General features: G+C 42.3%; 10 protein-coding genes and 1 pseudogene. 5 read left to right on the plus strand and 6 right to left on the minus strand.

The features are described 5' to 3' along the window. Positions 1 to 304: 304 nt before the first annotated feature. Positions 305 to 1,966 carry a DNA repair protein RecN gene (gene recN, locus RJ01_RS00950; RefSeq protein ID WP_034169760.1) on the plus strand — a complete coding sequence of 554 codons (1,662 nt, stop codon included), beginning with the start codon at positions 305 to 307 and terminating at the stop codon, positions 1,964 to 1,966. Between the two features lie 190 nt (positions 1,967 to 2,156). Here recN and RJ01_RS15685 read toward each other — a convergent pair. Then, positions 2,157 to 2,977, minus strand: a pseudogene (locus tag RJ01_RS15685) (IS5 family transposase). Positions 2,978 to 3,318: 341 nt separating this feature from the next. Here RJ01_RS15685 and RJ01_RS00960 point away from each other — a divergent pair. Continuing rightward, the gene (locus RJ01_RS00960) at positions 3,319 to 3,873 is read left to right on the plus strand and encodes a YqgE/AlgH family protein (protein ID WP_004787233.1); all 555 of its coding nucleotides are present in this window, start codon (positions 3,319 to 3,321) and stop codon (positions 3,871 to 3,873) included. Next, positions 3,866 to 4,309, plus strand: a complete 444-nt coding sequence (gene ruvX, locus RJ01_RS00965; protein WP_034169762.1) for a Holliday junction resolvase RuvX — start codon at positions 3,866 to 3,868, stop codon at positions 4,307 to 4,309. Before RJ01_RS00960 ends, ruvX begins: the two co-directional genes overlap by 8 nt. 241 nt (positions 4,310 to 4,550) lie before the next feature. Here ruvX and RJ01_RS00970 read toward each other — a convergent pair whose 3' ends face one another. Then, positions 4,551 to 5,171 carry an alpha-ketoglutarate-dependent dioxygenase AlkB gene (locus tag RJ01_RS00970; RefSeq protein ID WP_034169763.1) on the minus strand — a complete coding sequence of 207 codons (621 nt, stop codon included), beginning with the start codon at positions 5,169 to 5,171 and terminating at the stop codon, positions 4,551 to 4,553. A 160-nt stretch (positions 5,172 to 5,331) separates the two neighbouring features. Between RJ01_RS00970 and RJ01_RS00975 the strand changes: the two genes are divergently transcribed. Next, entirely contained in the window at positions 5,332 to 7,134 is a 1,803-nt protein-coding gene (locus tag RJ01_RS00975; protein WP_034169764.1) for an ABC transporter ATP-binding protein, read from the plus strand. 76 nt (positions 7,135 to 7,210) lie between these two features. On the opposite strand, the gene RJ01_RS00980 is transcribed toward RJ01_RS00975, so the two are convergent. From RJ01_RS00980 to RJ01_RS00995, 4 genes are all read right to left on the minus strand, one after another. Continuing rightward, positions 7,211 to 8,164 (minus strand): hypothetical protein, encoded by a 954-nt coding sequence (locus RJ01_RS00980; protein WP_152606022.1) that lies wholly within the window; start codon positions 8,162 to 8,164, stop codon positions 7,211 to 7,213. After that, positions 8,161 to 9,363: a glycosyltransferase family 2 protein gene (locus tag RJ01_RS00985; protein ID WP_227504392.1), complete on the minus strand. Its 1,203-nt coding sequence runs from the start codon at positions 9,361 to 9,363 to the stop codon at positions 8,161 to 8,163. Before RJ01_RS00985 ends, RJ01_RS00980 begins: the two co-directional genes overlap by 4 nt. A gap of 537 nt (positions 9,364 to 9,900) precedes the next feature. Continuing rightward, on the minus strand, positions 9,901 to 10,620 hold the full coding sequence (gene phoU / locus RJ01_RS00990) for a phosphate signaling complex protein PhoU (RefSeq protein ID WP_004787240.1): 720 nt from the start codon (positions 10,618 to 10,620) through the stop codon (positions 9,901 to 9,903). Positions 10,621 to 10,718: 98 nt separating this feature from the next. Continuing rightward, complete coding sequence (locus tag RJ01_RS00995) at positions 10,719 to 12,068, minus strand: TolC family outer membrane protein (RefSeq protein ID WP_034169765.1); 1,350 nt, start codon at positions 12,066 to 12,068, stop codon at positions 10,719 to 10,721. Positions 12,069 to 12,349: 281 nt separating this feature from the next. Here RJ01_RS00995 and RJ01_RS01000 point away from each other — a divergent pair, with 281 nt between their 5' ends. Next, complete coding sequence (locus RJ01_RS01000; RefSeq protein WP_051069696.1) at positions 12,350 to 13,387, plus strand: hypothetical protein; 1,038 nt, start codon at positions 12,350 to 12,352, stop codon at positions 13,385 to 13,387. Positions 13,388 to 13,403 lie beyond the last annotated feature (16 nt).

The following is a 13,403-nucleotide window of genomic DNA, read 5'->3' on the forward strand; positions in this document are numbered from 1 at the left end:
TGTTTGAGTGATTTCGGCAGATCTTGGAAAATGCCGTGATTTTTCCCGCTATTTATAAGCAAAATATATTCCGATCTGATTTAATTTAACCTTCAAGCATGTCAGAAAAATGAAAATATCTTTTGTAACTTCAGTGGCCTGATCTTGGTTCCTGTGACACAACATTCAAATAAGCGTGTATTAATCCCTGAAATTTAAGATAGAATGAAATCGATTTATCCTGATTTATAATAACAGCCGCGTTGCTAGACTGAAGCAACTGACATGCTATTTCATTCAAACTTTTCGCAGCCCGGATGCGTTTATGCTGACACATTTAACTCTGATCAATTTTGCTTTGGCCGAGCATCTTGCTATTGATATTGATAAAGGTTTTAACGTTCTTACTGGTGAAACCGGTGCAGGTAAATCCCTGTTACTGGATGCCCTGTCTGCTTGCCTGGGTGAACGAACCGATACCAATTATGTGCGTTATGGCACCGAAAAAGCCGATGTAACAGCGACCTTTAGCTATCAGGAAGACAGCCCTGAAGCAGGCTGGTTAAAAGAGCATGAACTCGATGATGAGTCAGGGGAAATTCATTTACGCCGGGTGATCTTTGCCACTGGACGTAGTAAGGCCTGGATTAATGGCCGTCCTAGCAGCCTGTCTGAACTGAAAGAAATTGGCCGACTACTGGTCCAGCTTTATAGCCAGCATAGCCAGCAGCAACTTCTAGAACCACCTTATCCCAAACACTGGCTGGATCGTTATAGCAATTTTTATGCACCCGCTCAGGAAGTACGTGACGCTTATAGCACCTGGCATAAAAATATTCGCCAGCATCAGGCGGCGCTGGATGCACAAGCAACCCGTAAGCAACGTATGGAAACTCTGGAGCTGCAACTCGAAGAACTGGAAGAAGTCGTCCAAACGGATTATCAGGAAATTGAGCAGGAGTTTGATCGTCTTTCCCATCATGAAGCGATTATGCAGGACTGTGTCTATAGCATGAATGGCCTGGATGAAGGTGAACAGAATATTTCTCAGGAACTGGCTTCAATTTTACGCCGTATGGAATCGCATGCCGGTCGTAGCGAGCAGCTTTCCCAGATTTACACCTCATTGCTGAATGCCCAAAGTGAACTTGAAGATGCGACGGCGACCTTACGCCAGTTTATGGATCGGCAAAGCTTTGATCCGGAACGTATGGAAGAACTGAATTCCAAACTGGAGGTGTTTCACCGTTTAGCACGCAAATACCGCACCCAGCCAGAATTGCTGAAAGAAGAATATGAGGCCTGGCAGGCTGAGCTTGAGCAGCTGCATCAGCTGGAAGACCCGGAAACTCTGGCTGAACAGGTCGAGGTCTCTTATCAGGAGTTTCTAAGCAAAGCTCAACATCTGGATCAGATTCGCCGTGCTGCGGCCGAACCGCTGGCGAAGAAACTGACCGAACAGGTGAAACAGCTTGCCCTACCTGAAGCACATTTTGAATTTAAATTTGAGCCTTTGGAACATCCATCAAGTGAGGGTTTGAGTTTTATCCAGCTTCTGTTTACTGCCAACAAGGGCATTCCAGCCCAACCTCTGGCACGGGTGGCATCAGGCGGTGAATTATCCCGTATCGCCTTGGTGATGCAGGTGATGAATGCAGAAAAAACCGAAGCTGAAGTACTGGTCTTTGATGAAATCGATGTCGGGATCAGTGGCGGAACTGCGGAAATCGTGGGTCGCTTATTGGCTGATCTGGCACAGCATGTACAAATTCTATGTATCACCCATCAGGCGCAGGTGGCTGCACAGTCCGACCAGCATTTACTGGTGAAAAAACGTCAGACTGATCCGGCCAGCAGTACCATTATTAATCTGGAAGAAAGTGAAATTGTACAGGAACTTGCACGTATGACGGGTGGCGTGGAAATTAATGAAACCACCTTGCAGCATGCACGTCAGTTAAGACAGTTAAAGTTTCAGCAAACATAAATCATGCTTCATAAAAAATCCCTGGCTAGTGCAGGGATTTTTTATTAATAGTCTTTTAGTTTAAAACAACTTATAAAAAATTAATAAAAAATAAAGCACTCCGCTTTAAATATAAAATTTAATATTTTCTTCTATTTAATTATTTAGTTTGATTATTAAACAATTAAAAATAGATCTCTTGCGAAAGTCATTATTGCAAGTTTATCCGGTTTACGAGTGCAGCAATTAAGTTAATGCGTAAACCGAATCTTTTCCGTCTATTTCGATAGCGTTCACTTAATATTCTAAATCTTTTCAATTGACTATTAGTGTGTTCGATCAAAACTCGTATTTTTCCAATCATTTTATTGTACTTTTTCTCAACATCAAATAAGGGTAGATTCTTCTTTTTCTTTATCTTAATCAATAACTTAAATCCATCTTACTCTAATCCGTAGTACCCTAAATCGGTCATAACATATTCACAATGTTTGAATTTCTTAACAGTTTTTCTTGCCAATTTAATATCATGCTGACTGCCATTCGATATATCTAGCCCTATGATTTGTTTGCTGTTCGGATGATAGATCACTTGTGCTTTTAGCGTATGGTTCTTCTTTTACCACTGTAAAACTTACTCTGATTTTTTTTCGGACGTTCTATTGAACATTCTGTCGCATCAATAATGACCCAGTTAAAGTGTTCGTCTGCTGTGGTAATGCTTCGTTTTGGCAGAGTAAAACGTCTTGATTTCATCAATGCATCTTCAACCTTGTTAATGGTTCGATTCACATTACTTTCAGCGATATGGTAATTTGCCGCTAATTTCAGTTGAGTGCTGTAGTTCCGTAAGTAATTGAGAGTTAATAACAATTTATCCTCTATAGCTAAAGTATGAGGACGACCTGATTTCTTTTTGAGTGATTCTGCTTTTTCTAAAACCTCTACCATTTCAGTAAAAACTTGTCGAGGTACGCCAACCAAGCGTTTGAATTCAGAATCTGAAAAACGATTTAATTTCTGATATCTCATGAAATTTATATTGAGGTGGTTTTCACTTTCGCAAGAGGTTTAATATATAAACTTATTCCTTCTTAAATTTATTTTATATTCTTAGTCGATAATAAATGAACCCTAGAATTTACCATTCAATAAAATAAAACTGATTTTATTGATTTATTGAAAAAATAAAAAATACCTATTTGTAGTTTTTTTATACTCAGCATCTACAAAGCTAAGTTGTCAGTAGTGCATTTTTGTGGGATAAGTAAATAAAGGAATAGACAATTTGCAGAATTGAAAATCCAGTCTTTTGCCCTGATAAATCATCTACCACGATCACAAACGATATAGACTTTTGGAGAGCCGCTCAGGTGACTAAACAATATCTGACTCATCGTTGTCTGATTGCGCCACCCCATGCAAGTGACGATTTTTTTGCCCACACGGTCATTTATCTGGCCCGTCATGATGAAGATGGCGCTCAAGGGATCATTATTAACCGCCCTGCTGGCATTCAAATTAAAGAATTGCTGAATGATCTGGATATTGAAGCGGATAATGTCAATCCCCATGAAGTGTTGCAAGGTGGACCTTTGCGACCAGAGGCTGGTTTTGTCCTGCATACCGGTCAGCCGACCTGGCATTCCTCTATAGCTGTGGGTGAAAATGTTTGTATTACCACATCTAAAGATATTCTGGATGCGATTGCGCATAATGAAGGTGTAGGCCGCTATCAGATCGCATTGGGTTATGCCAGCTGGGGCAAACATCAGCTTGAAGAAGAGATTGCCCGGGGTGACTGGCTAATCTGTGAATCCGATATGGACCTGATTTTTAACTTACCTTATAACGACCGCTGGGATGCTGCCTATAAAAAAATGGGCGTAGACCGAACCTGGTTATCTTCCGAGATTGGACATGCCTGATGTAAACGCGCCAAACACTATTATGGCGTTTGATTTTGGTACACAGAAAATGGGAATGGCAGTCGGTCAATCCCTGATTGAAAGTGCCAATCCCCTCCCTTTATTTCCCATGAAAGATGGGATCCCGAACTGGGATGAGTTACTGAAAATCGTAAAAAGCCATCAGCCAGGCTTATTTTTAGTTGGTCTGCCACTGAATATGGATGATAGTGAATCTGAACTGTCGACACGGGCACGTAAATTTGCCCGCCGTTTACGTCATCAGACCAATATTGAAACCTTGATGGTGGATGAACGCCTGACCACTCGTGAAGCACGGGATGAACTGGATCATTATCAGGCTCAAGGTCGCGGCAAAAAATTGTCAGCGGACAGTATTGCTGCTGCCCTCTTGATTGAAAGCTGGTATCGGCATCCGGTTGGACTACAACCTTAAATTTCTTTTTGAATATCAGCCATAGCATCTTTCGAGATGCTATTTTTTTTGAATTAAAGAATCTCTTTTTTAGTTCATTGGGATACTTTCAATCTAAAAGAATAGAGTGCCTTTATCAATCATTTTTTAATCATAAAACAATGACCAAAGAAATTTCCTCATCCTCACTTTCTCCCCTGAGGGAGAAAGAATTTTAAATACTAATGAACTAATATTTTTTGTTTTATCAAAGATAATTTAATTAAGGAAAAAAATAACGAAAAGTCAGGTTAATTCTGGGTTCCAAAACCCGAGTCGTTTTCCGGATACAATGTTTCCAGTAGTGTTGAGTCTGTCCACGCATCACAATCAATTGACCACTTTGCAAAAGCAGATCTACTGTTTTATTTTCTGTCTTATGTTTAAAGCTCATCTTGCGGGTTGCACCCAGACTGAGGGATGCAATCAAATTTTCTTGGGATGTCCCCTGATATAAAGCCGCTTCATCATCACTATGCCAGCCCAGACCCTGCGAACCATCTTCATATAAATTAGCCAGACAGGAATTAAAGGAATGACCCACCAATTTCTCAATATGCTGCTTTAACCGAAATAGCCCCGGTGTCCAGATATGAGCTTGTTTGAAACTTCCGGAATAATGATATTGATAGTGTTCATCGCCATACCAGACGACTTTTCGCCCAGTGACGTAGTGCTTGCCAAATAAAGTGACTTCATCCGCTTGCCAGGCCAGATGAGCTAGAAAATGCTGTAAATATTGCTGGCTCTGCTGCTCATTTAAAATCTGGCCATAATCCTCTACCACCCCATCAAAGGGTAATAAATTCATTTGAGGTTCTGGCGCAAACAGGTCCAAAGTCATTTTAAAATCAGTCTAAAAATTTCAGTATCTTGCTGAAAAGATTGGGACTTATCCAGAAAAATTACAATCCAATTTCACAAATAAATACAACATTTACTCTTGTGAGCACCTCTATTCCTGCCTAGACTAAATTCAACTTTGACAATAAAAATAATTGCTTATGAATTTATGGCAGCTGTTTTTAAAACTTCGTCCCTTTGTCAGCCCTTATCGGCTTTTGGTGATTGCGACCCTCATTCTGACCCTGATTGGTTCCTTTACTGCTCAGGTCAATGCACTGACCCTGCAATATGCAGTCGACAGTATCAATGCTTTGCTGGAACAAGGACAAGGGCTGGATGAAGGCTGGCATATACTGATTACTATCTCTGTCATTTTACTTGGTAAAGAGGTGGTGAATGCACTGGTACAGTTTGGGCAGAAGTTTTATGGAGAAAAGCTGCGGATTTTTATTTCCCAAGATCTGGCTCAAGGCATTATTGAAAAGTTTTTAAAATACCGGCTGGCATTTTTTAATCAGGATAATAATCAGGCTGGAAAATTACAGACCCGGATTGACCGCGGAATTGGCTCCCTCACCCGATTGGTACAGATCTTTTTCATTGATATTTTTCCTCTATTTACCAGTGCAATTGTCGCGCTAGGACTGATGTACTATGCCAATTTTTATGTCGGACTGGTCGCTACAGCGATTGTACCGATCTACTTCTGGCTCACCTATAAACAGGCACAAAAACTCGGTGGATGGCGCCGTAGTCTGAGAGATGGCCGGGAAAAAAAGAGCCAGGGCATTCTCAGCATCATCAATTCAATTACAGTCATCAAATCCTTTAACCGGGAATCGATTGAATCAGACAAGCAGCTGAGCTTGCAGCGTGAACTGACCGATAACCAGATGAAAACCCGGCAGACCAGCTTCCTGTTTGATGGTCTGAAAACCTTTATTGAACAAATCGGCATAGTGCTGATTATTATTCTGACTTCCTATTTTGTACTGGATGGCCAGATGAGTATCGGCATGATCATGTACCATGTGCTGCTCTTTAATAACGTCTCTGCCCCGATTCGCTCGTTGCACCGGATTTATGATGAAGTGAATGATGCCATGATCTATTCAGAAAGCTTCTTTAATATTCTGGAAGCGGATGCCGAAATTGAGCAAAGCGGACAGAAAAAACCACCTGTCCAAGGCCGATTTGAGTTAAGTGGCGTGAATTTTTATTATCCGAATGGGCATCATGCCTTAAAGGATATCAATATGGAAATCCGTCCCAATACCATTACCGCACTGGTAGGGTTATCTGGTGCTGGTAAATCAACCTTGATCAGTCTGCTCGATAAATTTTATGAACCACAGGAAGGCCAGATCAAGCTGGATGGGATCGACTTAAAAGATTATGACACTCAATATCTGCGTGATCATATCGGATTGGTGCTACAAAAAAACCATATTTTTCAGGGCACGATTTTTGACAATATCCGTTATGGTAAAACCAATGCCAGTATGGAGGAGGTGATTGCAGCTGCTCAAAAAGCCTCGATTCATGAACAGATTTTACAGCTACCGGATAGCTATGATTCCGATGCCCTGCAACTGTCCGGCGGTCAGCAACAGCGGATTGCCATCGCACGGATGTTCCTGAAAAACCCGCCGATTATTTTTCTGGACGAGCCGACGGCGAGTCTGGATGCCATTGCGACAGAACAGATCAAACAAAGTCTGGATCAGATCAAGCAAGGCCGTACCGTGATTATTATTTCGCATAGCCTGTCTCAAATTATTGATGCAGACTATACCTATGTGATGAAAGAAGGTTGTATTGCCGAACACGGTGAACATGACGCGCTTTATCATCAGGACGGCGTATATAAGGAAATTTTTGATGCGATGGCCAAGAGCCTGAATATTGAAAAAATTGCCAAGACTTTTGAAGATGATGCAGAGGAAGAAACGCATAGTTAGCTCTTCATTCAACTATCCCTAAAAAAGAAAAGCGGTCTTTAAAGACCGCTTAAAATCAAAATATCATGATCCAGATTTAAAAATGCACAATCCATTCACCCCTGATATAACGATAATCGTAATTCGGACCATAGAACGAAGCACTGCGGTTATATCCGGCATTCATCCGCAGAAATTGCGAGCCACGAACAGGACTTTGTAGGTTAAGTTCGAATAGCCGGGTAGACTGGCTCGGATCCTGATTAATTTTTTCTCGACCAAAGCCTGCCGTTAAGCCTGCAGACCAGCCAGCGAAGCGCTGACGCCAACCGAGAGCGAGCATCGATTCTTGATAATCTTCTGGGTTGAAGTACTCTCTACCCACATCTTCTTCACTGCTGCGATACATACGATAACGAGCCTGAAGCATTAGACCTAGATCTAGTGAAGGCTGATAAATCAGTCTAAGGCGGCCATGATCACGGCGGTTATCATCCGAGAAAAACTGTGTTCCCGCTAACCCCACGAGAGTGACATGTTCACCTAGACCCTGATTCAGTGCTGCACCAACAAAAGTAAAATTCGTTCCTGCATCAAGTGCAGGCTGGGTTTCAACCCAGTCACGATTGGCAAAAAGTTCTACTGCTGTCTTTTCTGCAAGTGCGGTACGGTAACTGCCATCAAAGGTCAATAAAGTATGATCACCTTGCTCAAATAATCCTGCTTCCAGCGTCCAGCCATTGGCTGTAGCGGACTCAATATCACGCCCAATAAATGAGATCTTCTGACCATCGCGTTTCCAGTCATCTGCCCTATATTGATAGGCACTACCACGGATACCCACATAATGATCGGCATCTTTATATTGAGGCAAGAATTCCGCTGATAATTTACGAGTCTGAAAGCCTTCACTATCGTCACTTAAAAAGAATTCCGTTCCAGCTGCTCGTTCACTTGCTGTCTGATCTTCATTTAATCCATTGGCCAGGCTGCCAGCACTCAAACTCACGAGCAGAGGAACACATACATATCCGATTTTCATAGTATTCATTTCGTTCCCCAGGTTTTTCGTGTTCTCAATACTTCATCCATATAGCCTAAAATACTGGCAGGTTGAAGCAGGAAGCTATAGGCCAATACATACAGTAAAAAGCCACTGAAGTTTTTGCGGACCTTAAGCTCCAGATCATTAAACATTCTGCGTTCAATCGAATAATTTAAGAAGCCCAACAGGAATGCCATTGGCAATAACACCAAGGTCATGATTCCGACAATCCAGTAATGTCCGAAACATGCCAGAATGATTCCTAGAATAAAGCCAAAGGTAAAGGCAATATCCAGCCACGGGAAAAACAGGTTCCAGTAAATAAAAAATGTAGATAGTCTTGGCTTGATTAAAATACTGGGATGTTTAATGAATGCCTCAATCATGCCACGAGCCCAACGCTGACGTTGTTTAACAAACACTTTAAGCGTCGTCGGTGCATTGGTAAACAGGCAGGCATCCTCACAATGACCAATCCGATAACCTGCATTTAACAAGGCCCAGGTCAGCACAATATCTTCACCTACACATTCAGGCCAGCCGCCGACTTCAATCAGGGCATTACGGTCATAAATAGAGAAAGCACCTTGCGCTACCAGAGTTCCCTGATAGAGAGATTGCAGGCGTTTGGTTGCCGAGATACCCAGAAAATAATCCCATTCCTGAGTTTTGGTCAGCAAATTAGTACGTGAGTTACGTACCAGAATTTTACCCGCAACCGCACGTGTATTTGGAGGATCTGCCACATAGCGTTCAACAATATTGATCAAGGCAACACGATCGAGATAGGAATCCGCATCGACGGTAATCACCAAATCATGTTCGGCAAGTTTCAAGCCTTCATTTAAGGCATGCGCCTTCCCTGCATTTTGCTTTAAATCCAGTAAAGTCAGCCAGGGAAATCTTGATTCTGCTTTGCGGACAATCTCTGCGGTTTCATCCTGAGAACCATCATTGATCACAATAACCTGTAATTTTCCCGGATATTTTTGCTGGTTAATACTGACCAAAGTGTCTTCAATTGACGCGGCTTCATTGTAAGCAGCCACCAACATGGTAATCCCTGGATAAACTGCTAATGGCTGGCGTTTAGGGCGTCTGTCCATCATCAGGCTTAATGCCGCAAATGAGTTCATAAATCCTGGAATAATAGCAATACCATAAATCAGAGAAATAGCCCAAAAGTAACCAACATAAGTGCTCAAATCATGCAACCAGTCCTGAGCAATCCAGATGGAAAATACGGTTCAAAAATACGCACCCATTAACGCGATCACAAACTTTAACTGCACAGAAAAGTAAATTCGGGAAGCTTCTCTTTGACTTTCATCAATGATCATGAATTTTATCTTAAATGTATAATTTCACTGAGTAAATGAAAGCAGGGTTAGGTTTAGACCAGAAGTATGTGACTGATAACAAAAGAGCTTCGTTTTTCTTTCTTATCTATTGGTTTGATGAGCACATGAAAAAATCTTTTCACTTTCTGAAAATAATTCCATTTTCATAAATCAACCTGCATTTTGCTAAATTACATACAAATTTTGTATGTTTTTTGATAAACAGTTCACATTTCTTTTAATTAAATTTATAACGCTTATTAGTAATTGTTATTTATGTGATTTTTCTCATAGTAATATTAGGGAACGCCTATCCTGTCTAGCTTTCCCAATATCAAGAGCATATTTTTGAAATAAAAAAAGCCTGCACAATGCAAGCTTTTTATCATTATTTAGGTTTGCTTAACGCTGAAATTTTTGTTCAATTTCTTCAACACTGCTATGACGCACATCCAGGCCCTTGACCATATAAATAACCTGTTCCGAAATATTACGTGCATGATCTCCAATGCGTTCCAGTGAGCGTAGCACCCAAAGCACATTGATCACCCGACTAATATGCCGTGGATCTTCAATCATATAAGTCATTAAGGTACGGGTAGCGGACTGATATTCCCGGTCAATGTCAGCATCTGCCTGCATCACGCGTAGCGCTTGGTCTACATCCAGACGGGCAAAGGCATCCAATGCATCATGAATCATCACCCGAACCTGATTACCAATATGTCGGGTTTCCATATAACCGCGTGGTGAACCACCCTCTTCACACAAAGTCTGGGCAATACGGGCAATTTTCGATGCTTCATCTCCAATCCGTTCCAGATCGGTATTGGCCTTGGACATGGCAAGCACCATACGCAGATCAATGGCAGCGGGATGACGGCGAGCCAAAATCAGGGTGAGCGCCTCATCAATTTCACTTTCCAAGCGGTTCACAGTATTGTCCTGAAACTGCACATCGACCGCCATTGCAGCATCTGTATCCAGCAGCGCATGAATGGCATTGGCTACCTGCTGTTCTACCATGCCACCCATGGTCATGAACTTGGTATTTACATCCTGCAATTCTTCATTGAATTGCGAAGAAATGTGATGACTGAGCACAGGATTATTGGGACTCAAGGAAATCTACTCCTGAACAGGAAAAGGCAAAAATACATCATGAACTGTGATTAAAGCATGACTATCATGAAAGTTTGATGACAACTTGTTAGCCTTCTTTAAGAACGGTCATATTCAATGAGCCAGGCATTCATCTCTGCCAGTTCCTTTTCTGTCAATTGTCCTACTGAAGCCTGTAATTGCAGTACATGCAGCAAATAATCATATTTGGCATTCAGATAATCGGTCTTGGCAGAGAAGGCATTGCGCTGCGCCAGTAATACATCCACCATGGTTTTTAAACCTTCCTGATATTGAGCTCTGGAAGCTTGAGAAACGATATCTGAAGACTGCATCGCTGCTTTACGTGCATTCAGTTTAGCCTCATCCGTTTCTACCTGCAGATAAGACTGTTTGACATCGGTGTTGGCTTTGCGAATGGCGGCATCCAGTTGGGCCTCACTTCTCTGTACATTCACGCCCGCCTGACGAATACTTTTTTGGGTTCGGCCACCGGTAAACAGATTCCAGTTAATCTCGACACCAATCTGGTCAAAATCCCCATTGGTTGATAACACTGTTTCAGGGGTCTGCTTTAAATAGCCATAGGTTCCAACGGCTTCAACCTGAGGATAGAGAGCCGCCTGCTCCACCCGTTTGGCATCTTCAGAATAGCGTTTCTGCAAACGTGCCTGCAAAATTTCCAGATTCTGGTTTTGTGCCAGTTCGGTCCAGGAACCGATATTACTCGGAACAGGTTTCTGGAACTGGAAATCCTCACGCAGAACCGCCAGATTTTCCTGATAAGGTCCAATCAACTGAGCCAACTGTTCCTGAGCTAGAACCAACTGCACCTGTGTAGAAATCCGGTTAGCTTGCGCACTCTGATATTGGGCATTGGCTTCACTGACATCACTTCTCGCCACGAGCCCTTCTCGAAGTTTGGCATTCATCATCCTTAACTGTTCTGATAAAGCCTGCTCTTCTTGCAGATAAGCCGTAGTTAAAGACTGCTGACGTAAAACATTAAAATAGGCTTCTGCCACCTGCAAAATATGCTGCTGCTTTTGCAGACGCAAATTAACTTCGCTGAGTTCTACTGAGGTTTTGACCTGCTTATAACCTTGCCAGGCATCCCAACGAAATAGTGGCTGACGTGCAGTGACTGCAATCTGACGTGTGGTCGTACTCGAACCTTGTAATTCCCCAAATTCAACAGGCAAGCCTTCTATCGATGAATTATCAGCAGACTGGTTTTTACGGGTCACATTTCCAGATAAAGTCACAGTCGGCAATAAATTTCCGCTGGCAATGCCCAGATTGAGCTGATCCGACTGGTATTGCAACAGATTCGCCTGCCAGTTCGGATCATTCTGCTGGGCACGCTGATAAGCTTCGAGCAGATCCAGCGCAAACAGTGTGGGACTGGCCCCCAATAAACAGGCACTGACGATGAGTTTTAATTTCATTTTATAGTTTTCACCCCTACAGCCATTTAAATCATCAGATTAAGGCGCTTTAAACCCAGCAATACTAAAGATTTCTTTTGATTTTTTACGTATGACTTTTATTACTTTTCTCTTATAGATCCACGATTTTATTCAATATTCCTCCTACTTTCCCCATCCTGCATCCTAGCTTAACAAAGCCATTCACAATACTACACATAGAACTTGAATTAGATCTATACAATATAGCTCCCAGTAAGGCAGTTATTTCTGATTTCATCTATATAGAGTCCTGAAGCATAGTGTTAACGCGAATTCATTCGATATTCAAAGTTTGTTTTGTTTTCAGCAGTTTGCTGTTCGTAGGCGGATGCCAGCAATCCTCAGAACCGCAGGTTGAAATGGAACAGGCCGAGGTTAAAACCGTTCAATCTCCCGCGAACGATTTCACCCTCATGTGTGAAAATATTGAAAAAAACATGTCCCAGATTAATGAACAGCGCACCACTTTTGCACTGGAACAGATTAATCAGGATCTTAAAGTGTGTCTGCCGCTCATGGAACTGGCCGAGCAGAAACACCTGATGCAGCGTTCTACTGAAATGTATCAACGCTTCCTGCATGTGGAACGTACCGAATTCCAGCAACGTGCTTTCGAGCAATATGCCTTGGAAATGGCTCAACATCCCACCATTCAGCAAAGCCACTTTGAACAGTTAACTACGCGTGACCAGTATTTATTGAAGCATAAAGGTCAGGCCTATGTAGAACTGCTGGATCAGGGCAATGGCACGCTGCAATATCGTCGTAGCCCGGAATACTTGGCGCGTATCTTTGCACCGTATTTACCGGCTGCCGAAAAGGTATTTATTGAAAATCTGGCTGAGCAGAATATGGAACCGGTCTTGGTCGAAAAACGTTTGCAGCTTGAAGCCGCCAATATTGCCGCTCGCGCTCTGTTCTGGGAAGATTATCTGCAAACCTATCCGAAAAGCAGCTATCAGCGTGATGCCGAATATCTGCTGAAACAATATACTTATTTCCTGTTTAGAGGCAGCGAGCAATCACCAATCTCTGAAGATTATCGTGATCGTTATTCGGTAGAAACCAGCCATCTGGAAACTATTATCGGTCTGGCGCGTGGTCAGAAATCCAAGTTATCGACACAGGCACAATTATTTTTAGAGTTTCTGGACATGAATCCTGAACAGCGTCAGCGTGCCTTAGCTGCGGATTATCGTAACCGTTCCAGCACTGAACAGATTTTATATTATGCCCAAGTCACCCCACCCTCACAGAACTACGGTAAAGACTGTTTTAAGGATGCCATCTGTCTTTAAAACAATCTTTTCTTAA

The sequence above is a fragment of the Acinetobacter sp. YZS-X1-1 genome (genome assembly GCF_000804305.1).
GTDB classification, from domain to species: Bacteria; Pseudomonadota; Gammaproteobacteria; order Pseudomonadales; family Moraxellaceae; genus Acinetobacter; species Acinetobacter variabilis.

Coding starts and splice junctions, on each gene's coding strand:
- recN (WP_034169760.1), top strand. CDS start 305: ATGCTGACACATTTAACTCTGATCAATTTTGCTTTGGCCGAGCATCTT.
- RJ01_RS00995 (WP_034169765.1), bottom strand. CDS start 12,068: ATGAAATTAAAACTCATCGTCAGTGCCTGTTTATTGGGGGCCAGTCCC.
- ruvX (WP_034169762.1), top strand. CDS start 3,866: ATGCCTGATGTAAACGCGCCAAACACTATTATGGCGTTTGATTTTGGT.
- RJ01_RS00975 (WP_034169764.1), top strand. CDS start 5,332: ATGAATTTATGGCAGCTGTTTTTAAAACTTCGTCCCTTTGTCAGCCCT.
- RJ01_RS00970 (WP_034169763.1), bottom strand. CDS start 5,171: ATGACTTTGGACCTGTTTGCGCCAGAACCTCAAATGAATTTATTACCC.
- RJ01_RS00980 (WP_152606022.1), bottom strand. CDS start 8,164: ATGAATACTATGAAAATCGGATATGTATGTGTTCCTCTGCTCGTGAGT.